At 60.4% G+C, this 24,195-nt stretch carries 22 protein-coding genes and 1 tRNA gene; 13 read left to right on the forward strand and 10 right to left on the reverse strand.

Features of this window, described 5'->3' with window-relative positions; genetic code table 11:
• Positions 1 to 76: transfer RNA gene (locus tag QWB57_RS01760), tRNA-Phe, on the reverse strand.
• A gap of 149 nt (positions 77 to 225) precedes the next feature.
• Here QWB57_RS01760 and QWB57_RS01765 point away from each other — a divergent pair.
• Positions 226 to 660, forward strand: a complete 435-nt coding sequence (locus QWB57_RS01765; protein WP_223629204.1) for a DUF6491 family protein — start codon at positions 226 to 228, stop codon at positions 658 to 660.
• On the opposite strand, the gene QWB57_RS01770 is transcribed toward QWB57_RS01765, so the two are convergent.
• Genes QWB57_RS01770 through ftsY form a run of 4 tightly spaced genes read right to left on the reverse strand, consistent with a single transcriptional unit; the run spans position 642 to position 4,310 of the window.
• Positions 642 to 911, reverse strand: a complete 270-nt coding sequence (locus QWB57_RS01770; protein WP_223629205.1) for an oxidative damage protection protein — start codon at positions 909 to 911, stop codon at positions 642 to 644. The two genes, QWB57_RS01765 and QWB57_RS01770, sit on opposite strands and share 19 nt — an antisense overlap.
• Positions 908 to 1,957: an A/G-specific adenine glycosylase gene (gene mutY / locus QWB57_RS01775; RefSeq protein WP_288968077.1), complete on the reverse strand. Its 1,050-nt coding sequence runs from the start codon at positions 1,955 to 1,957 to the stop codon at positions 908 to 910. Before mutY ends, QWB57_RS01770 begins: the two co-directional genes overlap by 4 nt.
• Positions 1,954 to 3,210 carry a hypothetical protein gene (locus QWB57_RS01780; RefSeq protein ID WP_288968079.1) on the reverse strand — a complete coding sequence of 419 codons (1,257 nt, stop codon included), beginning with the start codon at positions 3,208 to 3,210 and terminating at the stop codon, positions 1,954 to 1,956. Before QWB57_RS01780 ends, mutY begins: the two co-directional genes overlap by 4 nt.
• The gene (ftsY, locus tag QWB57_RS01785; protein ID WP_223629208.1) at positions 3,207 to 4,310 is read right to left on the reverse strand and encodes a signal recognition particle-docking protein FtsY; all 1,104 of its coding nucleotides are present in this window, start codon (positions 4,308 to 4,310) and stop codon (positions 3,207 to 3,209) included. The genes QWB57_RS01780 and ftsY overlap by 4 nt, the downstream gene beginning before the upstream one ends.
• A 59-nt stretch (positions 4,311 to 4,369) precedes the next feature.
• On the opposite strand from ftsY, the gene rsmD reads away from it, so the two are divergent.
• From rsmD to QWB57_RS01815, 6 genes are all read left to right on the forward strand, one after another.
• A complete protein-coding gene (gene rsmD / locus QWB57_RS01790) occupies positions 4,370 to 4,993 on the forward strand; it encodes a 16S rRNA (guanine(966)-N(2))-methyltransferase RsmD (protein WP_223629209.1) in 624 nt (207 codons plus the stop codon).
• Positions 4,990 to 5,490 (forward strand): pantetheine-phosphate adenylyltransferase, encoded by a 501-nt coding sequence (coaD, locus tag QWB57_RS01795; RefSeq protein WP_223629210.1) that lies wholly within the window; start codon positions 4,990 to 4,992, stop codon positions 5,488 to 5,490. The genes rsmD and coaD overlap by 4 nt, the downstream gene beginning before the upstream one ends.
• A 49-nt stretch (positions 5,491 to 5,539) precedes the next feature.
• Positions 5,540 to 6,028 (forward strand): hypothetical protein, encoded by a 489-nt coding sequence (locus QWB57_RS01800; protein ID WP_223629211.1) that lies wholly within the window; start codon positions 5,540 to 5,542, stop codon positions 6,026 to 6,028.
• A 94-nt stretch (positions 6,029 to 6,122) separates the two neighbouring features.
• Complete coding sequence (locus tag QWB57_RS01805; protein ID WP_223629212.1) at positions 6,123 to 6,383, forward strand: YfhL family 4Fe-4S dicluster ferredoxin; 261 nt, start codon at positions 6,123 to 6,125, stop codon at positions 6,381 to 6,383.
• A 38-nt stretch (positions 6,384 to 6,421) separates the two neighbouring features.
• A complete protein-coding gene (gene ggt / locus QWB57_RS01810; protein WP_223629339.1) occupies positions 6,422 to 8,101 on the forward strand; it encodes a gamma-glutamyltransferase in 1,680 nt (559 codons plus the stop codon).
• Between the two features lie 23 nt (positions 8,102 to 8,124).
• On the forward strand, positions 8,125 to 9,012 hold the full coding sequence (locus QWB57_RS01815) for an MBL fold metallo-hydrolase (RefSeq protein WP_288968083.1): 888 nt from the start codon (positions 8,125 to 8,127) through the stop codon (positions 9,010 to 9,012).
• 45 nt (positions 9,013 to 9,057) lie between these two features.
• Here QWB57_RS01815 and QWB57_RS01820 read toward each other — a convergent pair whose 3' ends face one another.
• The 5 genes from QWB57_RS01820 to QWB57_RS01840 are packed head-to-tail and all read right to left on the reverse strand — an operon-like array spanning position 9,058 to position 14,544.
• The gene (locus tag QWB57_RS01820) at positions 9,058 to 10,296 is read right to left on the reverse strand and encodes a dicarboxylate/amino acid:cation symporter (protein WP_223629214.1); all 1,239 of its coding nucleotides are present in this window, start codon (positions 10,294 to 10,296) and stop codon (positions 9,058 to 9,060) included.
• Positions 10,293 to 11,060, reverse strand: coding sequence for a hypothetical protein (locus tag QWB57_RS01825; protein WP_324295986.1), 768 nt, complete (start codon positions 11,058 to 11,060; stop codon positions 10,293 to 10,295). The genes QWB57_RS01820 and QWB57_RS01825 overlap by 4 nt, the downstream gene beginning before the upstream one ends.
• 37 nt (positions 11,061 to 11,097) lie before the next feature.
• A complete protein-coding gene (locus QWB57_RS01830; protein WP_223629216.1) occupies positions 11,098 to 11,955 on the reverse strand; it encodes a MurR/RpiR family transcriptional regulator in 858 nt (285 codons plus the stop codon).
• Positions 11,956 to 11,993: 38 nt separating this feature from the next.
• Entirely contained in the window at positions 11,994 to 13,100 is a 1,107-nt protein-coding gene (locus QWB57_RS01835; protein WP_223629217.1) for a dipeptide epimerase, read from the reverse strand.
• Between the two features lie 10 nt (positions 13,101 to 13,110).
• On the reverse strand, positions 13,111 to 14,544 hold the full coding sequence (locus QWB57_RS01840) for an SH3 domain-containing protein (protein ID WP_288968088.1): 1,434 nt from the start codon (positions 14,542 to 14,544) through the stop codon (positions 13,111 to 13,113).
• Positions 14,545 to 14,791: 247 nt separating this feature from the next.
• On the opposite strand from QWB57_RS01840, the gene QWB57_RS01845 reads away from it, so the two are divergent.
• The 6 genes from QWB57_RS01845 (at position 14,792) to QWB57_RS01870 (ending at position 24,193) form a co-directional block, all read left to right on the forward strand.
• A complete protein-coding gene (locus tag QWB57_RS01845; protein WP_223629219.1) occupies positions 14,792 to 17,791 on the forward strand; it encodes a TonB-dependent receptor in 3,000 nt (999 codons plus the stop codon).
• 85 nt (positions 17,792 to 17,876) lie between these two features.
• Positions 17,877 to 19,145 carry a diaminopimelate decarboxylase gene (gene lysA, locus QWB57_RS01850; RefSeq protein ID WP_288968090.1) on the forward strand — a complete coding sequence of 423 codons (1,269 nt, stop codon included), beginning with the start codon at positions 17,877 to 17,879 and terminating at the stop codon, positions 19,143 to 19,145.
• Positions 19,142 to 20,752, forward strand: a complete 1,611-nt coding sequence (locus QWB57_RS01855) for a serine hydrolase domain-containing protein (RefSeq protein ID WP_288968091.1) — start codon at positions 19,142 to 19,144, stop codon at positions 20,750 to 20,752. Before lysA ends, QWB57_RS01855 begins: the two co-directional genes overlap by 4 nt.
• 52 nt (positions 20,753 to 20,804) lie before the next feature.
• A complete protein-coding gene (locus QWB57_RS01860; RefSeq protein ID WP_223629340.1) occupies positions 20,805 to 21,848 on the forward strand; it encodes a serine hydrolase domain-containing protein in 1,044 nt (347 codons plus the stop codon).
• A gap of 75 nt (positions 21,849 to 21,923) precedes the next feature.
• Complete coding sequence (gene radA, locus QWB57_RS01865) at positions 21,924 to 23,312, forward strand: DNA repair protein RadA (RefSeq protein WP_223629222.1); 1,389 nt, start codon at positions 21,924 to 21,926, stop codon at positions 23,310 to 23,312.
• Positions 23,309 to 24,193 (forward strand): DUF817 domain-containing protein, encoded by an 885-nt coding sequence (locus QWB57_RS01870; RefSeq protein WP_223629223.1) that lies wholly within the window; start codon positions 23,309 to 23,311, stop codon positions 24,191 to 24,193. The genes radA and QWB57_RS01870 overlap by 4 nt, the downstream gene beginning before the upstream one ends.
• The last annotated feature ends 2 nt before the right edge of the window (positions 24,194 to 24,195 follow it).

Genomic DNA, 24,195 nt, shown 5'->3' on the forward strand with positions numbered 1-24,195 from the left:
TGGTGGCTCGGGACGGAATCGAACCGCCGACACGGGGATTTTCAATCCCCTGCTCTACCAACTGAGCTACCGAGCCATCGGTGTGAGCCGCGCATGATACGGGGTGAATGCCGTTTCGGCAAGCGGCCTGCGCAGTGAATTGCGCCGAATTTGGGCTGCCTGGCTAAGCCGGCGTTGGGCTTGGGGGGCGGATGATGTGGGCGTTGCCAAACAAGGAGGTGTGTCATGAAATCGCTGATTGTCTCGGGTTTGGTTTCGGTCCTGGTTGCGTTGGGGCTGGCCGGTTGTGCCGGCAATCGACTGAGTGATACCGATCGGCTGGCGTTATATCAGGCGCATGCCGGTGCGCCGGTGAAGCAGATCCGCTACATGGAACCGATCGGTTGGGATCGCATCGACGACCAGCATCTGGTGTTGCAGATGCGCCCGCAGGAAAGTTGGTTGTTGCGGCTGATGGCCCCTTGTTTGAACACGGGAAGTGGATCGCCATTTCTGGGCGTATCGTCCTTCAACGGAATGACGCTGACCCGGTTCGACAAAGTCGTGGTGCCGGGTGGCCACATCAGCTGCATGATCGATGAGATTCGCCCGCTGGATGTGAAGGCGCTACGTGCAGCCGAAACCATGCTGCGTGAGAAGCCTCACGCTTCCGGCACATAACCCGGCGGTTTGCCCGCATCGCCCTCAAACAAGTATTTCACCATCTGCGCCTCAAGAAAGGCACGGTGTTCTGGGTTCATCGGTGAGATGCGGTTTTCGTTGATCAGCATGGTCTGGTGCGCCAGCCAGCGTTGCCAGGCGGGTTTGCCCACCTGCTCGAACACGCGCTTGCCGGCCGCGCCTGGCCACGGCGGAAAGTCCAGGCCGTCGGTGTCGATGTTGTCCACCACGCAGTGCACTTTGCGGGTCATTGTGTTTGCTCCAGTAGTTTGCGCACGGGGGCGGGTAGCCCCAGCGTGTGAAGGTCGGCGCGATGGATCCAGCGCAGATCTGCATTATCGCCCACCGCGCAGCGCAGGCCGTTGACGGTGATCAGCTGCGGTTGGATACGCAGGCGGTAGTGGGAAAACCCGTGGATCAGGACGGGTAGTGCGCGGGCAGCACCGAAATCGCCGTCGATATGGCGTTGAAACCACACTTGCGCAGTTTCGTTATTTGCATGTTCCGGCAGCGACCACAGCGCGGCCCAAATGCCTGCCGGTGGACGCCGTTGCAGCAGCACGCGGCCTTGTCCATCATCCAGAATCAGCATGTGCGCGTCACGCTGTGGCAGGGTTTTGCCGGGTTTGGGCGTGGGCAATGCGTTGCTGCGGCCATCGCGCCATGCAACGCACAGCATTTGCAGTGGGCACTGCGGGCAGGCGGGATTGTGGCGGGTGCACAAGGTGGCACCGAAATCCATTTGCGCTTGCGTCCAATCGGCCTGTCGCGCATCCGGCAGCAGTGATTCGGCCAGCGTCCACAACTGTTTTTCGATGGCCGGTGTGCCCGGCCAGCCTTCGATCCCGAACACCCGGCACAGCACGCGTTTGACATTGCCATCCAGAATTGGCGCCGGCGTATTCCATGCCTGCGACAAGATCGCACCGGCGGTGCTGCGGCCAATGCCGGGTAGTGCGATGAGTGCGGCAAGCTCGTGCGGCAGATCACCGTTGTGATGTTCCACGCACAGTTTTGCCGCCGCGTGCAGGTTGCGTGCACGTGCGTAGTAGCCCAGCCCCGACCACAATGCCAACACCTTGTCCTGCGGAGCATTGGCCAGTGCGGGCAGGTTGGGCAGGGCATCGACGAAGCGCTGGAAATAAGCGGTAACCACGCTCACCTGCGTCTGTTGCAACATGATTTCGCTGAGCCAGACGCGGTACGGCGTGCGTGGATGTTGCCACGGCAAATCATGGCGACCGTACTGGTCAAACCACGCCAGCAGGCGGGTGGAAATGTCCCGGTTTGGAATCATGGCGAATGACTGATGTCCACTTCCACACCTTCCAGCACTGCGCCGCCGATATCGATACGCGGGGTGCTGAGCGTGCCGGTCAGTGGCGGCAGCGGTGAGCCGGTGTTGCCGGCATTCACCCAAGTCACGACGGCAGGCAGACGCAACTGCGCATCGAAGGTGGTGGCATCGCGACGTAACGAAAGTGAGAGTGCATCGGTCAACCCCAGTGCACCGCGATAATCCAGCACGAACGGCAAGGCCGAGTGCGATGCCGATAGTGGCGCGGGCAGGGCGGGCCATTGCTGCGGCCATTGCGCCAGTTGCCCCTGCAGATGCAGGCGCAGGGTTTGCCCCAAGGTAAGGCTGCCGCGTGCTTGCGTGTTGGGGATTGGGCCGGCGCCGTGCAATACAAGTGTTGCCGGCACAAACCGCCAGCTGGCGCTATTGAAGGCCATTGGCCCGAACAGGCCTAGCCGGAATGGACGCTGGGTGCTGCCATTTTCGTAGTGCCCGGCAAGCCCGAGTTTGGCCGGTTGCAACAAGGCCGAGTCCTTGCCGATGCGCAGTGGACCGGCGAGAAAAATCTGCAGCGGCACGCGCCATTGCGCATCGGCCAGTGTCATGTGCCCGGCCCCGGCGATCCCGGCGCGCTGACCCTCCAGCAGGCGCTGCGGGGTTTGCAGACTGATCGCCAAATCTACTGGCAGACGCAGTGATGCCGCCCGGTAGCGGCCCTGTACATGCATGCGCAGCAGTTGCGTGGGGTGCAGGCTGGGGATGTGGATGGCGAGTTGGTCGATTTGCCAATCGTCATTGACGATGCGGGCATCGCGCAGTTGCACGCCGTGGGTGATGACTGGGATGCGGGTTTCCGACGGTGGTCGCGTGGCCAGCCAGCGTTGCAATGCCGGCAGGTTCAGTACGGGGGCATCCAGGGCGATGCGTTCGATGCGAAGGTCAGCGCCCATGCTGCGTAGTGTGCGCCACGGCAATGCGATGAAGACACGCTGGGCTCGCAGCAGTGCAGTGGGGTCATTGGGGCGCTGTGCCACGACACCGCGCAATTCCAAGCGTGGTGTATCACGCACACTGTAGTGAATGGATTGCGCGTGGAGTTCCAGATGCAGGGCTTGGCCCGCCTGCCGCAGCAGCAAGCGGCCTGCTCGCTCGGGTTGCAGCAACCACAGCGCCAGCAAGCAGGCGATGGCCAGAAACAGCGCCAGCCGTCGCAGCCGCCGCATGCGCGGAGGGGGTGCGACGGCCGGATTCATCCGCCGCCCAGTGCTTCGGGCAGCAGTGCATCCACGAAGGCTTCGGCATCAAATATGCGTAAATCTTCCGGGCGTTCACCAATGCCGGCATAGCGAATCGGGATGCCGAATTCCCGCGCCAATGCGAACACCACGCCGCCCTTGGCGGTGCCGTCGAGTTTGGTGACCACAAGGCCGGTCACCGGGATTTTTTCGTTGAACTTGCGCACTTGGTTGAGTGCGTTCTGGCCGGTGGTGCCGTCGATCACCATCAATACTTCATGCGGCGCTTCTGCATCGAGTTTGCGCAGCACACGCGCCACTTTGGCCAGTTCTTCCATCAGCCCGCCCTGGGTGTGCAGGCGACCAGCGGTATCGGCGATCAAGACTTCGGTGCCGCGCGACCTGGCTGCTTGCAGTGCATCGAATGCCACCGATGCGGCATCGGCATTCTGGCCTTGCGCAACCACCGCCACGCCATTGCGTTCGCCCCAGGCTTGCAATTGCGCAACGGCAGCCGCACGGAAGGTGTCGCCAGCGGCCAGCATCAGGCTGCGGCCTTCATCCTTGTAGCGGCGTGCCAATTTGCCAATCGTGGTGGTTTTGCCAACCCCGTTGACGCCGATGGTGAGCAGGACGAAAGGTTTTTTCGACGCATCAATCTGCAAGGGAATGGCCACCGGCCGCAGCAGCGCGATCAAATCCATGCGCAATGCGTGTAGGAGCGCATTGGCATCGGTAAATTCGCGCCCTTTCATGCGTTTGCGCAGGGATTCCACCAATTGCGTACTGGCGGTCACGCCCACATCGGCGGTGAGCAGCGCGGTTTCGATTTCATCCAGCAACGCGTCGTCCAGTTTCGGGTTGCGCGAAAACAGACCGCTGAAGCTGCGTGCAAAGGCGCTGCCGCGCAGGCGTTCGCGCCAGCTTGGCTTGCCTGCGGGCGCGGCGAGAGTGGCAGCGGGCAGGTGCACGGATGCAGGTTCGGGCGCGGGGTCAGGCAGCGCCGCAGGCGCAGCATCGACAGGGGGGTCAAGGGCGACCACGGCAGCGGGGGGCTGGGCCGCGTCCGGCGTGGGCGTTTGCGCGTCGGGTTGCTTGCGGCGGAACCAGCTGACCATGAAGCCGTCGAATATCGGAAAATGGCGGCCATGGTAGCACCGAGCCCCCCGAGTCCTTGATGAACAAGCGTAGTGACAAACCCGCGGCAGCCCGGCCCGGCACGGTGCGGATTATCGGTGGGCAATGGCGCGGGACGCGCCTGTTGGTGCCCGACCGACCGGGCCTGCGGCCCACGTCTGACCGCGTGCGTGAGACCCTGTTCAATTGGCTGATGCCGGCGCTGCCGGGTGCGCGGGTGCTGGACTTGTTTGCCGGCAGCGGCGCACTGGGGCTGGAAGCGGCGTCGCGCGGAGCGGCAGCGGTGCAATTGGTGGAATCCGACCCGCCGTTGGCCAGCGCGCTCAGCGACGCCGTGCAGCGCTTGCAGGCCGGTGATCGGGTGGCGGTGCAGCGCGCGGATGCGCTGGCGTTTTTGCGCAGCCATAGTGAAGCGCGCTTTGATATCGCTTTCGTCGATCCGCCGTTCGCGGCGGGCTTGTGGCCGGCTGTGCTGGAGCTGTTGCCGGCGTGCATGGCGGCAACAGCGTGGTTGTATCTGGAATCGCCAACGGACATCACCCCGCATTTGCCGCCGGAATGGGCACTGCATCGCGAAAACCATACCCGCGACGTGCGCTATGCCCTGTATCGGCGCGCTACAATCGAGCAATCACTGGATCGCGGAAACGCATCAACGATATGAGCGTGGCAACGCGCATTGCGGTTTATCCCGGCACCTTCGATCCGATCACCAATGGTCATCTGGATCTGGTGAACCGTGCCGCCCCTTTATTCGAAACCCTGATCGTGGGGGTGGCGGCCAGTCCCTCCAAAGGGCCGGCGCTGCCGTTGCCGCTGCGCGTGCAATTGGCGCAACAAGCGTTGGCGCACCATGCCAATGTGGAGGTACGCGGTTTCGATTCACTGCTGGCGCATTTTGTGCGCGATATCGGTGCTGGCGTGCTGCTGCGCGGCCTGCGTGCGGTATCGGATTTCGAATACGAATTCCAGATGGCCAGCATGAACCGCCACCTGATCCCGGAGGTTGAAACCCTGTTTCTGACCCCGGCCGAACAATACGGTTTTATTTCATCGTCGCTGGTACGCGAAATTTCGCGGCTGGGTGGCGATGTGTCCGGCTTCGTGCCCACTGCGGTAGTGGTGGCGCTTGAAGCACATCGTCGAGGCAGCCTGTCATGACAGGTGCATGGCCTCGCGTTTTTTGTTGCTGTCTCTGCAGGGGAACCCCATGAACATGTTGATCCGTTTGCTTGTTGTCGCTTGTCTTGTGTTGCCATTTGCCGCATGCAAGAAGGCGGAAGCGCCGAAGGTTGAAGCGCAAGCCGCCATTCCGTTGCCTACCAGCAGCGAACAAAAAGATTGGAAACCCTATCTGGAATACAAGCTCACCCCGCATATGGGTGGCATTACCAGCTCGCCGTTTGTGTACTTTCTGCCCAAGAGTGATGTCGAAGATTTTGCCGGCAAGTATCAGCGCCAGTTGGAAAAGCTGGAGGGTGATCTGGGGCGCGGCATTATCGAAGGCAATATGTTGGTGTTTGCTTCGCCTGACTCCGAGAAAGAGGTGGAAATGATCGAAGCTGCGTTCAAATCGGTTCCGGCTGGCAGCATGAAAGGCGTGAAGGTGATTTTCATCGGTACCGGCGTCCTGGGTGAGCGGGTCAAGGCTGCGGTAGAGCCGGCCGGCGTCAACTACATCTTCGAAGAAGCCAAGTGAGTCTTGCTTGCGTGGCCGCCACAATGCGGCCACGCAGTTGCGTATTGGTCATTCCTGCGCAGTGGGCTTGTGCGGGAACTGGCGGATTGCCGCGATGTCGCTGAAAATCAACGAACTGTGCATAAATTGTGATGTGTGCGAGCCGGTTTGCCCGAACAAGGCAATCTCCATGGGGCCAGACATCTACGTGATCGAAGCGGATCTTTGCACTGAGTGCGTGGGCCATTTCGACGAACCACAATGTGTCTCGGTATGTCCAGTTGAATGTATCGACCCTGATCCCGATCATCCGGAATCGCAGGAACAGCTGTTAGCCAAACTGGCGCAGCTGCAGGCTGAGGGAGCTGCACCATGAAGAAAATTGCGTCTATTTGCCTGCTGTCATTGGTGCCGATGCTTGCGCTGGCGCAGTCCAATCCAGTGCCCGCACATCCGCCCGGTGCAGCTATCGCATCAGCACATGCACTGGCCACGCAAGCGGGCATCGATGTCATCAAGCAAGGTGGCAATGCATTTGATGCGGCAGTGGCGGTATCGGCCACGTTGTCGGTGGTCGAGCCGATTAGCTCGGGGCTGGGCGGCGGTGGTTTGTGGTTATTGCACGATGCCAAATCCGGGCGCGATGTATTTGTGGATGGTCGTGAAACTTCACCAGCAGCAGCCACGCCGGACAAGTTCCTCGACAAGAATGGCAACCTGGATCCCAATCGTGCGCAAACCGGGCCGTGGTCGGCGGGGATTCCAGGCTTGCCGGCCATGCTGGTGCATGTGGCTGAAAAATACGGCAAATTGCCGCTGGAAAAATCACTGGCCCCGGCAATCGGCATCGCCCGCAACGGGTTTCCGGTGTATGCACGGATGGCCGGTGGCTATCAGGTCAAGCGTGCAGAAATGGATCGCTATCCCGGCACGCGAGCGGTTTTTTCGCCAGCAGGCAAACCCATTAAACTAGGCGATATTTTCCGCCAGCCGGATCTTGCCAAAACGTTGGAGCGCTTAGGCAAACAAGGCTTTGACGGGTTTTACCGTGGCCCGGTGGCCAGCAAGCTGGTCGCTGGCGTCAATGCACAAGGCGGTCAGTGGAGTTTGAACGAGTTGGCCAGCTATCGGGTGAAAGAACGCGACCCGATCCGCTTCCGCTACCACGAGTGGGATGTCACCACTGCACCGCCGGTGTCATCCGGTGGCATCGCCTTGGCCGAGATGCTGCAAATTTTGGCACCCTATGACTTGAAGGCACTGCCCGAAGCAGAGCGCGTGCATTTGGTGGTGGAGTCGATGCGGCGTGCGTATCGCGACCGCACTTTCTATCTGGGTGATCCGGATTTCGTGAAAGTGCCACAAAAATTGCTCACCAGTACCGACTACGCCGCCGGTCTGCGCGCCACCATCCATCCGGACAAAGCCACCCCCAGCAATTTGCTATCGGGTGCGCCGACACCGCTGGAAGACGAAGAAACCACGCATTTTTCGATTATCGATGCCGATGGCAACCGGGTAGCGGCCACCCAAACCGTCAACCTGCTGTATGGCTCGGGTCTGATCCCGCCCGGTACTGGCGTGCTGCTGAACGATGAAATGGATGATTTTGCGCTCAAGCCCGGCACTCCCAATGCATTCGGGGTGATGGGTTATGAAGCCAACGCTCCCAAGCCCGGCAAGCGCATGCTTAGCTCGATGACGCCCACCTTCATGGAGTCGAAAGACACAGTAGCCGTGCTGGGGACACCCGGCGGCAGCCGCATCATTACCATGGTGCTGTTGGGTATTCTGGGCTACGACCAAGGCCTGAATGCGCAGCAAGTTGCTGCATTGCCGCGCTATCACCACCAATGGTTGCCGGATGCGATTGATGCCGAGCCCAACGCCATTTCCGCAGCGGCGGCCAAGCAGCTGCAAGCCATGGGGCATACGGTTGAGCTGCCGCCCGATGCGGCCGAAGGCGGGCGCGGCTCCAGTCATGTCTGGGGCAATCTGCAAACTGTGGAATGGGATCGTCGCAGCAATACATTGCAAGGCGGCAGTGATCCGCGGGCCCCGGAAGGCAAGGCCATGGTATTGCCGCAGCCGTAAGGCCTGCGGCGTACACTTGCGCCATGAAACTTTGGTCTGTTCTCGGTAATTCGCAAAAGCTCGATGGTGGCGCGATGTTCGGCAACGCGCCGCGTGCACTGTGGGAACGCTGGGTGGCAGTGGATGCGCAAAACCGCATTGATCTAGCCTGCCGCGCATTGCTGGCCTCACCACTGAATGGCAAAACGGTGTTGTTTGAAACCGGCATCGGCGCGTTTTTCCCGCCGCAATTGCGTGAACGCTATGGGGTACTGGAAACCCGGCACGTATTGCTCGAATCATTGGTGCAGGCTGGTTTCCAGCATGAGGATATCGACGTGGTGGTGCTTTCGCACCTGCATTTCGATCACGCCGGTGGCCTGCTGGCGCCGTGGGTGGACGGGCGCGCACCCGAATTGCTGTTTCCCAACGCCACCTTCGTGATTGGTAAAGCACATTGGCAGCGCGCACTGCATCCGCACCCACGCGATCGTGCCAGCTTCATTCCGGAATTGCCGGCGTTGTTGCAAGCCAGTGGCCGGTTGGAGTTGGTGGACGGTGATTATTCGCAGGCGCTGGGTCAAGCAGTGCGCTTCCATCACAGTGATGGGCATACCCCCGGGCTGATGTTGGCCGAGATTGTGGGTGCCCAACGTGATGACGGCGTGGCGCAGGGCGGCGTGGTGTTCTGCGCCGATTTGATCCCCGGCCGGCCGTGGGTGCACGTGCCGATCACGATGGGCTACGACCGCTGTGCGGAAACCTTGATCGACGAGAAACGCGCATTCTTGCAGGACATGCAGGCGCGCAATGTGCAGTTGTTTTTCACCCACGATGCCGCTTGTGCGATGGCGCAAGTGGTGTGCGATGACAAAGGGCGGTTTGCCGCCGCACATGAGCAGGCGGAGTTGCTGGGGTGGGAGCTGGGGTGAAAACAAACAGGTGAAACCGAACGATTCGCCTGCTCACGAATCAGCTCAGCCTGGGTCTAGAACATCCTCACTGCGCGCCGCCACCACCGCCGTCGCGGTCATGTCGCCTGTCACGTTGCCGACCGTGGCCAGCACGTCGGGGATGGCGTCCACCGCCATCAGTACCGGCAACGCAGCGATCGGTAGGCCCATCGCGGAGGTGATGGGCAGGTTGGTGGCCAGGAAGATGGCTTGGCCGGGCAGGCCCACCGAGCCCATGCTGACCAGCACGCTGAGCGCCACGCCGGTGGCCAATTGCGCGGGGCTGAGGTGAACACCGAGTGCCCATGCAATGAAGCAGGCGGTGGCGATGTATTGGATGGGAGAGGTGATGCGAAACAGCGATACCGCCATCGGCAGGACCAACCCGGAAATACGCGCCGGGATGCCAAGCCGGTTTTGCGCGCTGTCCAGCATCGCCGGCAGGGTGGCCAGTGACGATTGCGTACTGGCGGCCACTGCTTGCACCGGCACCAAGCCACCCATGAAGTGACTGAAGTTGCGTTTTCCAACGGTGACGGCCACGGCGATCAGCAGCACCACGGCCAGTACATACAGCGCGCACTCCAGCACGATGTAGATACCCAGCGCCTGCAACATGCCAAGGCCTGCGCGTGCGGTTAGCGCCAGTACCAGCGCGAAGATCCCCACCGGTGCGGCCCACAGCACCCAGTGCACGATCACGATCATGGCGTCACTGATCGCTTTGAGCAGGCCCACCACCTGTGCGCGTGGGGCAGCCTCCAGCTTGGTCAGGGCGAAGCCGAAAAACAGCGCAAACGTCACCAGTGGCAGCATTGCAGACGCGGCCGCCGCCGCAATTGCATTGCTGGGCACGATGGCGGTGAGTGCGTTGGCCCAGCCGCCTGCCGGCGCGGTGATGGCGTCGGCGTGGCCGCGCAATGCGGCGGCAACGGCGGGATCTGGTTGCAGCATCGACAGTGCCAACGGAGCCAACAGCGCGGCCATCGCGGCGGCGGCGGTGAGCAGGATTACAAAGCTGGCAATGGCGTGCTTGGCCACACGACCGGAATGCGCGGCATCGCTGGCTTGATTGATGCCTACCACTACCAGCGCAAAGACCAGAGGCACCACGGTCATCTGCAGCGCGTTGAGCCACAACTTGCCGAATGGCTCAACAATCGCGGCAATCTGCAAGCCCGTGTCCGGTGCTTGCCACGCCAGCACGATGCCAAGGGCAATGCCGGCAATCAGGCCGGTCAGGACGCGTGCGGTTTGGCTCACAGGGCTACCTCGGGCAGGTTCCAGTCGTGTTTCAGCGCGGTGTACTGTGCATTTGGCAGCAGCACGAACACGGGTTTGCGGCGCGCATCCAGCCACGCCAGCAGCGCGTCCATGCTGGCCGGTGCCATTGCGGTGCAGCCGGCGGTGGTTTCACCGGGGGCTTTCCATAAGTGGGCGAAAATGCAGCTGCCGCCTTGCTTTGCTACGCCACCTTCGTTGTGTTCGATCACGAAGCCTTCGCGATAGCGCTGGTCGCCATCGGCATGCAGATCGCGCCGCATCGGCTCGCTGGATTCATCCAGATGCGGAGCTTTCACCAGACTGCGGTCGATGATCCGGTTGTAGTAGTTCGATGCCGGCACGTCGATGCACCAGTCATTGGTGGTCATCGCTTGATAGGGCAGGCCAGTGGTTGCGGTGGCGGCATAGCCAAACGCGGTACCGATGGCGAACACGCCGGCCGGCGCTTTGCCATCGCCTTCCTGCTTGATCGGGCCATCGCGGCGTTGCGCATTCAAACCGATACCCCACGCGCTGCCGGTGCGGCCCAGCATGACCGGCACCGCATCGCCCACTTGCACCCAATGGCCGTGGTTGCGATCGAAGCGGCGCAGCTGGCCACCGGTTGCATTCCAGTCGGTAGCGGTTACCAATACGAGTTGCTGGGCATTGGCCCAGCGGTTTGCATTGGAAACGGCGGGGAAGTGCGTGCAGGCGGCGAGTGACAGTGCAAGCAGCGCCGAGGCAGTGCGGTGGATTGGCATCATTGGGCTACCAGGCAGCAGAAGGGGACGGAGGCTATCAAGCACACTTGATTGCCTCCGTCCCCTTTTGGCGTTCTAGGGTTTCTTGCAGACGCGCGCGGCGCGCGGCATCGGTTTCGTACAGACGGATGAACAGCCGATCCAGTAGATGCTGCAGCGCCGAGTGATACAGCAGGCGTTCGATTTGCGGGCGCTCGTCGTGCGCGGCCACTAGCAGCGTCTGGTCAGCCAGTGCGCGCAAGGCGTTGGCGCTGTGGCGGGTCACCGTAATCACTTTGCCGCGTTGCGCGCGCATGTGTTGTGCCAGTTGGCACAGTGCCGGTTGCAGGCCGTGTTCGGAAAACGCCAGCAGCACATCGTTTGGTTTTGCCGCGGACAGGCTGGCGGTCATGTGTGCGGCATCGAAATTGTGCACAGTCAGAATGCCCAGCTGCGCAAGCCGGAGCGCCAGCGCGCGCGCGTGCAGGTCATCTTCGCCCATGCCGACGATAAATACGGTGCCGGCGTGGCCCAGTGTCTCCGCCACGGCGGTGAGCGTGCCGGGTGGGTTGATCAAGCGGGTAGCTTCTTCAGCCTCGGATTTGCGCAGCCACAAGTCATAGCCTTGCGCAGCCACTGCCGGTGTGCCCTCCGGCAGCAGTGGTGTGCCGCCGTTGCTGTCGGCGCGGATCACTGCTTCGCTGATGGCCAGTTTGAGATCGGGGTAGCCCTTGAAGCCCAGTTTCTGGCAGAACTTGACCACGCTGGATTGGCTGATGCCCAGCGCATTGGCCAACTGCTGCGAGCTGTAGTCGCGCAGCAGGTGGGCGTTTTCCAAAATGAAATCGGCGATGCGGCGCTCGATCGCCGACATGCGATCGCGCTCGGAACGCAGAATGACCAGCGCCGTGCTCATGCGCGAAGTTTCATGCGAGCAGCCTCATGTGCGCACCCTCATGCGGCTAGGTTGTTGGCGGGCATCAAGCCGTCGATATGGCGAATCCCCAGCCCCGGAGCATTGGTCACACTGATCTCCGATTCGTTGAATAGCACACCGCTGGTCACCGGATCGTATTGGCTCAACGAGGGGCCATCCAGATCCACCTTGCTGATCACGTCGGACTTGGCTACCGCCAAATGCACGGCGGCGGCAACACCAATACTGGATTCCAGCATGCAGCCAATCATGCAGTCCATGCCGTACAAGCTGCAAATATCGGCAATTTTGATGGCATTGGAAATGCCACCGGTTTTCATCAGCTTGATGTTGACGATATCAGCGGCACGCATGCGAATCAGTTCCACCACTTCGCGGGGGCCGAACACGCTTTCATCGGCCATCACGGGTGTATGCACGCGTTCGGTGACATAGCGCAAGCCGGCCAAGTCGTGCGCCTTGACCGGTTGTTCGACCAGTTCGAGCTTCACGCCTGCATCTTCCAGGGTTTGCAGCGCATACACCGCCTGCTTCGCCGTCCAGCCTTGATTGGCATCCAGTCGCAGCAGGGCACGGCCTTCCACGGCGGCGTGGATGGCTTTGGTGCGTTCGATATCCAAGCCGATGTCTTTGCCCACCTTGATTTTCAGCGACTCAAAACCACGCTCCACCGCTGCCAGTGAATCCGCCACCATCTTGTCGATGTAGTCCACGCTGATGGTGATGTCGGTGGTAATGGCCGGCTCGCCACCGCCCAGCAATTGGTACAGCGGCGCGCCGTACAGCTGCCCCCACAAGTCATACAGCGCAATCTCCACCGCCGCTTTGGCGCTGGTGTTTTTCTCCATCGAAGACTGCACCAGTGCGGTCAGATGGTTGAGGTTGGCGATGTCTTGGCCAATCAATCGCGGGGCAATGTAATGACGCACTGCTTCGACGATGGAGCCGTGGGTGTCGCCAGTGATGACGGCAGTCGCAGGGGCACTGCCATAGCCAACATGGCCATCGTTGGTGTGCACCATCACCACCACGTCTTCGACTTGATCGACCACGCGCAACGCGGTTTTGAAAGGGGTTTTCAGCGGCACGCGCAGCATGCCAAAACGGATGTCGGTGATCTTCATGGCATGGCCTTCATTGGAGTTTGCCCACCCGCACGATATTGGTGATGCGATCCACGTAGTCGGTGTCCTTGTCGAAACGCAGTGGCAGGAGCGGGGTGACGGATACGCCATTCAGATGCATGCTGTGCAGTGTGCCATCCCTGTCAAGATAGCTGCCGCCGTTGGTGTCATGAATGACATACGGGGCACCATTGATGCGACCCAAAAACAGCATCACGTGACCGGGGATGTAAATCAGATCGCCGACGTCTAGCGTGGCGACTGCGGCCATGCGCTGCTGGCGGGGGGTGCGGGCATCAAAATGGATGCGCGAAAATACCGGACTGACCGCTTGCGCACTGGTATTGCGCGGCATCAGCACGCCCATGCTGCGATACACATCGGACACAAAGCCGCTGCAATCGCGACCGTTGTAGCTATGCCCCCAGCCGTAGCGTTCACCGAGGAATTTGAAGGCTTGGCGAATCACATTGGCACGGGTGAGGGGCAGCGCAGCGGGGCTGCTATCGGTGTTTTTCTGCAGTAGCGCGGGCGCGAAGGCAAGCCGGCCGTCGTCGTTGCGCATGGGCAAGTCGAGGATCCACGACGTGTATGGATGCTGGCCGTTGACTGGCTTGTTGACGGCAACGTCCGCCAACGGAATACGCGTGCCCATGTCCAATTGCAGCTCGGACAGGCGCGGTTGCTCACGCGTGAACAGCGTGCGCGGCTTGGCCCCGGTGATGATGCGAAATGGCGCGCGGGTGGCATAACCCAGCACGGCATCACGCCCACCTTCGGCAATTGCGCTGGCCTCCACCCACGCCGCGTAGCGCTGACTGAGCACAAATAGCCACTGGCCATCGGCGCTGGATTGGGTGATGACCACGGCGTCGCCGGGGAACAGCGCGCTTTCCTGGAAACGGTCGATATCGGTATCCCCTTGGCTGGAAAATACCCGCAAGGTGGTCGGGAATGTGCGCAGTGCAGTGCGGCGCACGGTCATGCCATAGCGGGTGGCTTGATTGGCCGGGATTGCAGGCAGAGCGCGATTGGCGACGATGGCATCCAGTGTTGCCTGAGGGATCGATTTTCCGGTGTCATCCCAGAGTGGCTTGGTTGGAGCCGATGCTGATTCCTCGATCCAGGTGCGCACTTGCGCACCCGTCAAGCTGGCCGGAAGCGCAGCCAGATCGTGCATGGAAGGATCGTCATGCAATAGTCGCGCATTACGCGCTTCGATCTGTTGCGGCGTCAGTAGCAACTGTGCGGGCTGCTGGGTGCGTGCCAGCCAGAACGCGGGGGTCAGCTGTGCGTCTTGTATCCCGATCACTCCGCTGGCAGGCAGTTGCAGCGGGCTTGTCGATGGCGTGCGAGCAGCTGCCGGAACGGTGGCAAGCAACAACGTTGCCACCAGCAGGTGCCGGTGCCAGGACGGGTGGAGCGAGGTGCGGAGGGGAGCCATGCCAATCCTTTGCGGGTAAGCCGTACAAGTGTGTGCTGCTGTCTGTGCATTGGGCAACGCGTTGCCTAGTGTGCAGGAAGTGATGCTTTTGGAATACATGATTCAAGTATTTTATACTTAAAGAATAAATTATTGACAAGTGGATCGGCGTGGTGTTACACCTGTCATGCATCGCAGTGTCGATGGGGACTTTGGTCTGGATGCTGCTGTCGTTCACACATATATCGGACACGATCGGGGAAACGTCATGAGCAATGACCGTATTTTGCGTAAATCCATTTTGAGCATCGCTATGGGGCTGTGCATTGCCTCGCTGGCATCGGTACCTGCGCTGGCACAAACCGCAACTGGCGGTGTAGCGGGGCGTGCGAATGCTGGTGACACCATCACTGTCACCAGCGCCACCACTGGACAAAGCCGTACAACAACGGTCAACAAGGACGGCACGTACCGCATCGGCCAGTTACCGCCGGGCAGTTACACGCTGGCAACAGGCAAGGGTAATCCCATCGCGTTTGCGGTTGACTTGGGCAACACCACCACGGTCAATCTGAAATCCGAAGGCAGTCCGACCAACCTGGAGGCCGTGCAGGTGATCGGTAGTGGCGTGGTCAATCGCGTGGACGTGCACAGCACGGAAACCGCCACCGTTATCGACCGTCAAGAATTGGCGCGGTTGCCTGTGGATCAAAGCATGGGTGCGGTAGCGTTGCTTGCACCGGGTGTCATCAAGGGCAATTCGTCGTTCGGTGGTATTTCATTTGGCGGCTCATCGGTGGCCGAAAATCAAATCTATGTCAACGGCTTGAATGTCACGGATTTTTACCGCCGGCAGGGCAATTCCAGTGCGCCGTTTGCGTTCTTTGATCAATTTCAGGTCAAGACCGGTGGCTATTCGGTGGAATTCGGGCGCAGTACCGGTGGTGTGGTCAATGCTTCAGTACGCGCCGGTGGCAATGAATTTCATGGTGGCGCGGAACTGACCTTCGAGCCGGCAGCCTTCAGTGCTGCCACCGATGATCATGTGTTCACCCATCCCACCGCACCCACGACCTATGTGCGGGGCAGTCGTGACAAGTCCAGCTTGACCAAGACCAATATTTGGGCATCTGGGCCCATTGTGAAAGATCGCCTGTTCTTCTTTGCGATGTACGAAAACCAGGACTATCGTGCTGGCAATACCGACAACACCGGCTCCGATTGGACGCGCACCAAATCGAATAATGGCTTTTGGGGTACGCGGTTGGATTGGAATATCACCGACAATCATGTGCTGTCGCTGATGGCCTTCTCCGACAAGGCGGATTCTGCTGCTTCGGCTTATGCTTACGACTGGTCAAGCGAAAGGATTGGTGCCTACGGCGGTGACACCATGAATGAGACCGGCGGCAAGAACTGGACGTTGACCTATACCGGTCATTTCGGTGAAAACTTCGTTGCCAAAGCGATGTATGGCGAAAACGACCGCAATGCGTTTACCCATTCAGTGCTGGATATCGACTGCAATCCGATTTCAGTCGATGGCAGTTATGCAGGGGCCGGTGCATTGGTAGGCAAGACCGTAGGTTGTCACCCGACCGGTGATTCCGTGACCAAGATGGACAACACCCGCAAAATCGGCCGTTTGGATTTTGAGTGGGCATTGGGCAACCATCTGCTGCGGTTTGGCCTGGACCAAGAGAAGCTGACCACGCAGCAAAGCTCGTATTACCCTGGTCCTGGCGGTGATGCGTTGTTGGCAATGACGCTTGCTGCCGGCACTGAAATCGTGGATGGTTCCGGCGTGTTTTTGTCTCAAAATACCGACATCATTCGCAAACGGCATCGCGTACTTGGCGGGGCATTTGAAACCGTCAATAATGCCTACTACATCGAAGACAACTGGAATATCACCGATAGCTTCTTGCTCAATCTTGGTGTGCGGATCGACAATTTCAAGAACAAGACTGCGGCGGGCGATGCCTTCATCAACATCAAGAACTTGGTGGCCCCGCGTGGCGGTTTCAGCTGGGACATGAAGGGCGACGGCACCACCAAGTTGTACGGCAATTTGGGGCGTTATTACCTGCCGGTAACCAATATCATCAGTACGTCATTTGCCGGCGGGTTGGTGGATGAGTACAGCTTCTTCCAGCTCAATGGCTGGCAACAGGCCACCAATCCTGAAACCGGTGCCACCTACATGGCACCCATTATCGGCGCGCAAATTGGCCCTACCGACAAAAGCATGAACACCGGTGGGGATGACCTGCGAGGTATCTTCCCGAAGGACTTGAAGGCGGTTTATCAAGACGAGGCGATTTTCGGCTACGAGCGCGCCATCAATGAGGCGTGGTCGTGGGGTGTGAATGCCACCTATCGTCGAATGAACCGCACCATCGAAGATACCCGCATTACGCATTCCAACTGCCCGAGTGGTTTCAATTGGCCGATCATCAACCCTGGCGAGAAAAACACGCTGTGGTGCGATGACATCGGCAATGGCCAAGGCGGTTGGGTGGAGCTGGATACCAGCGTCGATGGGTACAAAAAGACCAACGGTGAAATCATCGGTTACAAAAAGCCCAAGCGCGAATACAAGGCGTTGGAGTTCCAGCTGGATCGTGCCTGGGATGGCAAGTGGTCGTTCAATGCCAGCTATCTGTGGTCAAAATCGACCGGAAATTTCGAAGGTCCGGTGAATTCGGATACCGGCTACAACGACACTGGCATGGTGCAGTACTACGATCATCCGGCGGTGAACGAACGCTATGGGGTGCTGTTCAATGATCACCGTCATCAGGTGAAGTTGCGCGGCAGCTACAAGTTGAACGACATGTGGTCATTTGGCTCCACGTTGACCGTGCTGTCGGGCGGGCCGATTACCGCGTATGGCACCTACTGGCCGGGGGACAACCGTGCGGCGGGCTCATCGGGTGAATTCAGCGGCGGTGGTTCCGGTTGGATCTGCGTAGCCAACTGCAAGCAAGCGTACAACCTGCGGCAGTACGAGTACACCGGGCTGGGTGCATTCGGCCGGATGCCGTGGACCTTTGACTGGGGTGCAAGCGTGACCTGGACCATGCCGGTGCCGGACGTGGACTTGAAGGTGCGCCTGTCGGTGTACAACCTGCTGAACAAGCAAACCACGGTGCGTGTGCGGACCCGTTACGAGGTCACTCCCGGCGTCTATCGTGAAACCTTTGGTGAAGGCTCCAATTGGGCGGCGCCACGTTCCGCACAGTTGGTGCTGACCTACAACTTCTGATTGCGGTAACCCGTAGTCACGGCAGTGTGTGGTTCCCCTGGGGGCGGCCCTTCGCCGGGCCGCCATTTTTTTTGAGGTTTGAAAAATGCAGGATGTGACTTCGTGCTGGAGCACCGGGGTGTTTGCCGGTGTGGATTTGGAACAGCTGGCCCTGCGTGAAGGCACGCCCTTGTATGTGTACTCCGCGCCGGCGATTCGCAGCCGTATGCGCGCCTTGCACGATGCCTTGCAGGGGTTGAACGCGGGCATTCGCTATGCCGTCAAAGCCAATGGCACGCTGGCCGTGTTGCAGTTGTTGGCGGAGCAGGGCGCGGGTGCCGATATCGTGTCTGCAGGCGAATTGCAGCGTGCCCTGCGGGCAGGCATTGCCGCGTGCGACATCGTGTTTTCCGGTGTCGGCAAGACCGATGCAGAAATCGGCATGGCGCTGGCTGCGGGTGTGGGCCGCTTCAATCTGGAATCGCGTGCAGAGCTTGATGCGGTTCAGCGGATTGCCGCTGCACGCGGTTGCATGGCCACTGCTTCGGTGCGCATCAATCCCGACGTGGACGCGCAAACCCACGCCAAGATTTCCACCGGTAAAGCCGAGAACAAATTCGGGGTTGCGATCAGTGAAGCGCGTGCGTGGTTCGATGCGCACACAACATGGCCCAACGTGCAGCTGGATGGCTTGCATATGCATATTGGGTCGCAACTGCTCAGCCTTGCGCCGGTGGCAGAGGCCGTTCAGCGGATGGCCACGTTCTGGCAGCAATTGGTGGTTGCAGGGCACAGCATTGCAAGTCTGGATGTGGGCGGTGGCTTGGGCGTGCGCTATCGCGAGGGCGAACATGCGCCCGCAGCGCGGGACTACGCCGACATTTTGCGCACCGCATTTGCCGGCTTTGATGGTCGAATCCTGGTGGAGCCAGGTCGCTGGCTAGTGGCCGAGGCGGGCGTGCTGTTGTCGCGCGTGGTGTTGGTAAAACAGGGCGAGGCGCGCCGGTTCTTGGTGCTGGATGCGGCGATGAACGATCTGTTGCGCCCCAGCTTGTACGAGGCATGGCATGACATCGTGCGTATTGGTGACGATGCTGGCCGTGAATCCTTGGCCTATGACGTGGTGGGGCCGGTGTGTGAAACCGGCGACACCTTCGCGATGGATCGGACATTGCCGCGCTGCGATGCCGGCGAGTTGGTCGCGATATTGGGCACCGGTGCGTATGCGTCGTCGATGGGGTCGACCTACAATTCGCGCCCATTGCCTGCGGAAGTACTGGTGGACGGAGGCCGCTATGCGCTGGTTCGTCGACGCCAGACATTCGATGCGATGATTGCCGACGAGCAACCCGCTAGCGTTTGGAACAGCCCATGAAGCCGTCTGCAGCCACGATGTGCCTAGCCCTGTTGCTGCTGATTGGCGCGGCGCAAGCGCCGGCTCAAGTGCCGTCACAAGCCAGCGTAGTCGGCATCGCGAGCAGTCCTGCGCCAACGGCAGAGATGATCGACGCCATGGTACGCGCCACTATCCGGCGTTATCAGTTGCCGGGAATTGCAGTGGGCGTGATCGAGGATGGCCGGCTGGTATTCGCACGTGGCTATGGCGAAACCGTGCACGGCAGTGGCGACCCCATCACCCGGCACACCTTGTTCAAGATTGCCAGCAACAGCAAGGCGATGACCGCCGCGCTGTTGGCACGCTTGGTGCAACAGGGCAAATTGCAATGGAATGACCCGGTGGTGAAGTATTTGCCAGAGTTCGCCATGCACGATGCGTGGGTCACCGCGCATATGACCGTGAATGATCTGCTGGTGCATAACAGTGGCCTGCCCGAAGGTGGCGGCGATTTGATGCTGTGGCCCGAGCCCAACGCATTTACCCGTGACGACATCGTGCATGGCTTGCGTTATATCAAGCCTGCTTACGGGTTTCGTGCCGGCTATGCCTACGATAATTTGTTGTACGTGGTGGCTGGCAAAGTCGCGGAAGCTGCTGGCGGCGCAACCTATGAAGCGTTAATCCAGCGCGAGTTATTTGAACCGCTCGGACTGCACGATTGCAAGGTGGGTGCATTTGTCTTGCGCGAGGCCGGCAGCGTGGCGCAGCCGCACGGCCGTGATGGCGACAAGATCGTACCCACGCGTCCAGACCCGGCGCAGGTGCCGGCCATTGCGTCGGCACCTGCGGGCGGCGTTCGTTGCAGCTTGGACGATATGTTGGTGTGGGCGAATAATTTTCTTGCCCCCACGCCTGCGCAACTGCAATGGCTGTCACCTGTGCAGCGCGCTGAATTGTGGGAGGCACGCACACCCATGCCCATTTCCCGGCAACGTCGGCAGTGGGACAACACCCATTACTACGCCTATGCCTATGGCTTCCGGCTGGCCGATGTGGACGGGCAATGGACGGTGTCGCATACCGGTACCTTGGGCGGCATGTATTCGATGATGATGCTATTGCCCGATCGTAAATCCGGCTTCGTGTTCATGATCAATGGCGATGGCGGCAACGCACGCACCGTGCTGGGCACGGCATTGCTGAAATTATTTACCGCTCCGGCAACTTCACTCGGCGTGGATGGTTATGCCAATGCCTTGGCCAAGCCCGCAATCAGCACGCCCGCCACAGCGCACGCGCCGCTGCCTGATCTCCGCAAGCGCACTGCCGTGCGGCCTGCTGCAATGCGCAATTGGCTTGGGGTTTGGCGTGATCCGTGGTTTGGCGACGTGCGGATCTGTGGCGTAGGCCAGCACGTGGAATGGCGCTCTGCGAAGTCAGAGAAAATGCACGGTCAAATCACCCAGCTGGATAGCCGCATGTTGCTGGTGTGGCAGGATGAGGCGGTGGATGAAAACGCGTGGCTTGACTTCACTGGCAATGGCCAGTCACGCCGGTTACGCATGGCCAAATTTGACCCGCATGGGGATTTTTCATCCGACTATGAAGACCTCGATTTCCAACGCGTGGGCGATTGTGACTAACCGATGGCTCTGTGCGCGTGGGCTGTTGCCGCTGTGCCTGGTGTGGGTCGTGATGATCCCTGTGGCAGCATCGGCGGCAGAGCGTCCTTCCTCCCGGCAGCCTGTCATGCCCAATGCCGCAATTGATCAACTCTTGCATGACTATCAAGGTGATGTGCCAGGCGCTTCGCTGTTGGTGTTGCAAGATGGCGTACCGCTGGTGGCGCGTGGCATGGGCAAATCCGATCTGGAAACTGGCACGGCGGCCGGCCCGCAGACCAACTACCGCCTTGCATCGGTGAGCAAACAGTTCACCGCCGCTGCCATTTTGCTGCTGCTGCAAGATGGCAAGCTGACCTTGGACGATCCCGCGCGCAGATGGTTACCCTTGCTGCCGCCGGAAACCGGGGCCATCACCCTGCGCCATCTGCTGACCCACACCTCGGGTCTGATTGATTATGAAGACCTGATGGTAGAGCCGTACACCGGTCAGATCCACGATGCCGGGGTGCTGGCCCTGCTGGCGCAGGAACATCGTTTGTATTTTGCGCCGGGTACCGCATATCGCTACAGCAATAGCGCCTACGCACTGCTGTCGCTGATTGTGGAACGTGCCAGTGGCATGGACTATCCCGGCTTTCTGCAAGCGCGGATTTTTCAGCCATTGGGGATGACGCATACGCTGGCTTTTGTGGACGGCGCTGCAGCAGTGCCGCAGCGGGCCTTTGGCTATAGCTGGGCAGATGGCCATTGGCAACGCACCGATCAAAGCTCAACCAGTGCAGTGCTGGGGGATGGCGGGATCTACTCCAACATCGACGACCTGGCCAAATGGGATGCCGCCCTGTACGACGACCGCCTGTTGACCAGCGCTTCGCGTGCACTGGCGTTTGGTCCGCACGCGGAAGTCACTGGTGAAGGCTACCAGGCCCGCTATGGGTTTGGTTGGCGCATGACCGGGGACACCCAGTGGCATTCCGGCGAAACCATTGGCTTTCGCAATGTCATCGTGCGCTGGCCAGCGCGGCATCTGAGTGTGGTCTTGCTGACCAATCGCAACGATTCGGAACCCTACAAAACCGCACTGGCGATCGGCGCACTGTTCCAGCAACCGTAAATTTCGACCTCGCAGTCGCGGAAATTGCGACACGCGCCGTCTAAGATGCAGCCTTCTTCTAATGCTGACGCCACGATGGCCAAACCTCCCGGCAAACCCCGTACGGCCTACGTGTGCACCGAGTGCGGTGCCGATTACGCCAAATGGCAGGGCCAGTGCGAGGCCTGCGGGGCATGGAATACCTTGTCTGAAATCGCGCTGGAAACCGCAGCGCAAGCCAAGTCACCGGCCGCGCGCCGCAGCGGTTGGGCGGGCAAAGTGGATGCGCCGAAGATCACGCCCTTGGCCGAGGTGCGCACCGACGAGCAAGCGCGGGCATCGACCGGCATCAGTGAGTTTGACCGCGTACTGGGCGGTGGCTTGGCCGAGGGCGCAGTGGTGCTGGTGGGTGGGGATCCGGGCATCGGCAAATCCACTTTGTTGCTGCAAACACTGGCCAAAATGGCCGGCAGCTTGCCGGGGTTGTATGTGACAGGCGAAGAGTCGCTGGCGCAAGTGGCGGGCCGTGCGCAGCGGCTGGGCTTGCCATTGGCAGGCTTGCATGGCTTGGCCGAAACCTGCGTGGAGCGCATTCTGGAACACGCCATCGTCGCCAAGCCGCGCCTGCTGATTGCCGATTCCATCCAAACCTTGTGGACGGACACCTTGAGCGCAGCACCAGGGTCGGTGAGCCAGGTACGCGAAGCCGCGGCGCGCTTGGTGCGTTATGCCAAAGAAACCGGCACGGCCGTATTTCTGGTCGGGCACGTGACAAAAGAGGGCGGTATCGCCGGGCCGCGTGTGCTGGAGCACATGGTGGATGCGGTGCTGTATTTCGAAGGTGATTCCGGCAGTCGTTTTCGTGTGCTGCGTGCATTCAAAAATCGCTTTGGCGCCGTCAATGAGCTGGGTGTGTTTGCGATGTCCGATGCCGGCCTGCGTGAAGTGGCCAATCCTTCCGCGATATTTTTATCCGGCAGCGGCCGCCCGCAACCGGGCAGTTGCGTGATGGTGACCCGCGAAGGTACGCGCCCGTTGCTGGTGGAAGTGCAAGCCTTGGTGGACGCATCGCCGTTGTCCAACCCGCGCCGCGTGGTAGTGGGCCTGGAAGGCAACCGGCTGGCCATGCTGCTGGCGGTGTTGCATCGCCACGGCGGGGTGATGGTGGGCGATCAAGACGTGTTCGTGAATGTGGTGGGCGGTATCCGCGTGCAAGAAACCGCCGCCGACTTGCCGGTGCTGTTGGCGGTGCTCTCGTCACTGCGCAATGCTCCATTGCCCGACAAAACCATCGCGTTTGGCGAAGTGGGCCTGAGTGGTGAAATCCGTCCGGTGCCAAACGGCGAAGAACGCCTGAAAGAAGCTGCTACTCACGGCTTCAAACGCGCCATCGTGCCCAAGGCCAACGCACCGAAAGCCGGCAGCTACAAAGGAATGGAAGTGATCGCGGTGGAGCGATTGGCCGACGCGCTGGAGCAAGCGTGAGCGCGAGTGCGCAGGCCAGGCGGCTGCAGGGTATGGGCGCGTACTTGCATGCGTTGGATGCGCGATTGATGGACAACGTGCCGCCGCGTTGGGCGATAGGGTTGCCATCGGCCGTACGTGAGCTTGCATGGTTTGGCATCAAGGAAGCGCGTGCGTGCCTGTTTGCCGGTTTGTTCTTCGCCGCCGTGTTTGCGATGCCGCGTGCAGGGTTGTTTGGCATCCCGCGCTACGACCTGCTGTTGGTGTATGCACTCGTCGTGCAGCTATGGATGCTGCGTGCGCAACTGGAAACCCGGGATGAGTTTCGCGCTATCTGCTTGTTCCACGCGGTAGGCTTTTGTCTGGAGGTGTTCAAGACCGCGATGGGCTCGTGGAGCTATCCGGATGCTGCCTACACCAAATTGTTTGGTGTGCCGTTGTTTTCCGGCTTCATGTATGCCTCGGTGGGCAGCTACATCATCCAGGCATGGCGGCTGTTTGACCTGCGCATCCGCCATCACCCGCCGTATTGGATGGCGGTTGCCGCCGCGCTTGCCATTTATCTCAATTTCTTCACCCATCACTGGCTGGGTGATTACCGCTGGTACATCGCGGCGCTGGTATTGGGCCTGTATGCGCGCACCAGCGTGCTGTTCCGGCCGCTGGATCATGTGCGCAAAATGCCGTTGCTGCTGGCGTTCGTGCTGATCGGTTTTTTCCTGTGGCTGGCCGAAAACATCAGCACGTTCTACGGTATCTGGAGCTACCCCAACCAGATGGGCGCGTGGTCGCGCGTGCATTGGGGCAAGTGGAGTTCATGGTCGCTGCTGGTGATCATGACCTTCACGATTGTGGCTGGCCTGAAACACGTCAAAGCCAGCATCCACGTGCCGCCGGAATGAGG

This window comes from uncultured Thermomonas sp. (assembly GCF_937872235.1).
Taxonomy (GTDB): Bacteria; Pseudomonadota; Gammaproteobacteria; order Xanthomonadales; family Xanthomonadaceae; genus Thermomonas; species Thermomonas beijingensis.

What these genes read in the sequence shown, in the direction of transcription:
- QWB57_RS01765 (WP_223629204.1), top strand. Translation starts at nt 226, where the DNA reads ATGAAATCGCTGATTGTCTCGGGTTTGGTTTCGGTCCTGGTTGCGTTG.
- QWB57_RS01770 (WP_223629205.1), bottom strand. Translation starts at nt 911, where the DNA reads ATGACCCGCAAAGTGCACTGCGTGGTGGACAACATCGACACCGACGGC.
- mutY (WP_288968077.1), bottom strand. Translation starts at nt 1,957, where the DNA reads ATGATTCCAAACCGGGACATTTCCACCCGCCTGCTGGCGTGGTTTGAC.
- QWB57_RS01780 (WP_288968079.1), bottom strand. Translation starts at nt 3,210, where the DNA reads ATGAATCCGGCCGTCGCACCCCCTCCGCGCATGCGGCGGCTGCGACGG.
- ftsY (WP_223629208.1), bottom strand. Translation starts at nt 4,310, where the DNA reads ATGGTCAGCTGGTTCCGCCGCAAGCAACCCGACGCGCAAACGCCCACG.
- rsmD (WP_223629209.1), top strand. Translation starts at nt 4,370, where the DNA reads ATGAACAAGCGTAGTGACAAACCCGCGGCAGCCCGGCCCGGCACGGTG.
- coaD (WP_223629210.1), top strand. Translation starts at nt 4,990, where the DNA reads ATGAGCGTGGCAACGCGCATTGCGGTTTATCCCGGCACCTTCGATCCG.
- QWB57_RS01800 (WP_223629211.1), top strand. Translation starts at nt 5,540, where the DNA reads ATGAACATGTTGATCCGTTTGCTTGTTGTCGCTTGTCTTGTGTTGCCA.
- QWB57_RS01805 (WP_223629212.1), top strand. Translation starts at nt 6,123, where the DNA reads ATGTCGCTGAAAATCAACGAACTGTGCATAAATTGTGATGTGTGCGAG.
- ggt (WP_223629339.1), top strand. Translation starts at nt 6,422, where the DNA reads ATGCTTGCGCTGGCGCAGTCCAATCCAGTGCCCGCACATCCGCCCGGT.
- QWB57_RS01815 (WP_288968083.1), top strand. Translation starts at nt 8,125, where the DNA reads ATGAAACTTTGGTCTGTTCTCGGTAATTCGCAAAAGCTCGATGGTGGC.
- QWB57_RS01825 (WP_324295986.1), bottom strand. Translation starts at nt 11,060, where the DNA reads ATGCCAATCCACCGCACTGCCTCGGCGCTGCTTGCACTGTCACTCGCC.
- QWB57_RS01830 (WP_223629216.1), bottom strand. Translation starts at nt 11,955, where the DNA reads ATGAGCACGGCGCTGGTCATTCTGCGTTCCGAGCGCGATCGCATGTCG.
- QWB57_RS01835 (WP_223629217.1), bottom strand. Translation starts at nt 13,100, where the DNA reads ATGAAGATCACCGACATCCGTTTTGGCATGCTGCGCGTGCCGCTGAAA.
- QWB57_RS01840 (WP_288968088.1), bottom strand. Translation starts at nt 14,544, where the DNA reads ATGGCTCCCCTCCGCACCTCGCTCCACCCGTCCTGGCACCGGCACCTG.
- QWB57_RS01845 (WP_223629219.1), top strand. Translation starts at nt 14,792, where the DNA reads ATGAGCAATGACCGTATTTTGCGTAAATCCATTTTGAGCATCGCTATG.
- lysA (WP_288968090.1), top strand. Translation starts at nt 17,877, where the DNA reads ATGCAGGATGTGACTTCGTGCTGGAGCACCGGGGTGTTTGCCGGTGTG.
- QWB57_RS01855 (WP_288968091.1), top strand. Translation starts at nt 19,142, where the DNA reads ATGAAGCCGTCTGCAGCCACGATGTGCCTAGCCCTGTTGCTGCTGATT.
- QWB57_RS01860 (WP_223629340.1), top strand. Translation starts at nt 20,805, where the DNA reads ATGATCCCTGTGGCAGCATCGGCGGCAGAGCGTCCTTCCTCCCGGCAG.
- radA (WP_223629222.1), top strand. Translation starts at nt 21,924, where the DNA reads ATGGCCAAACCTCCCGGCAAACCCCGTACGGCCTACGTGTGCACCGAG.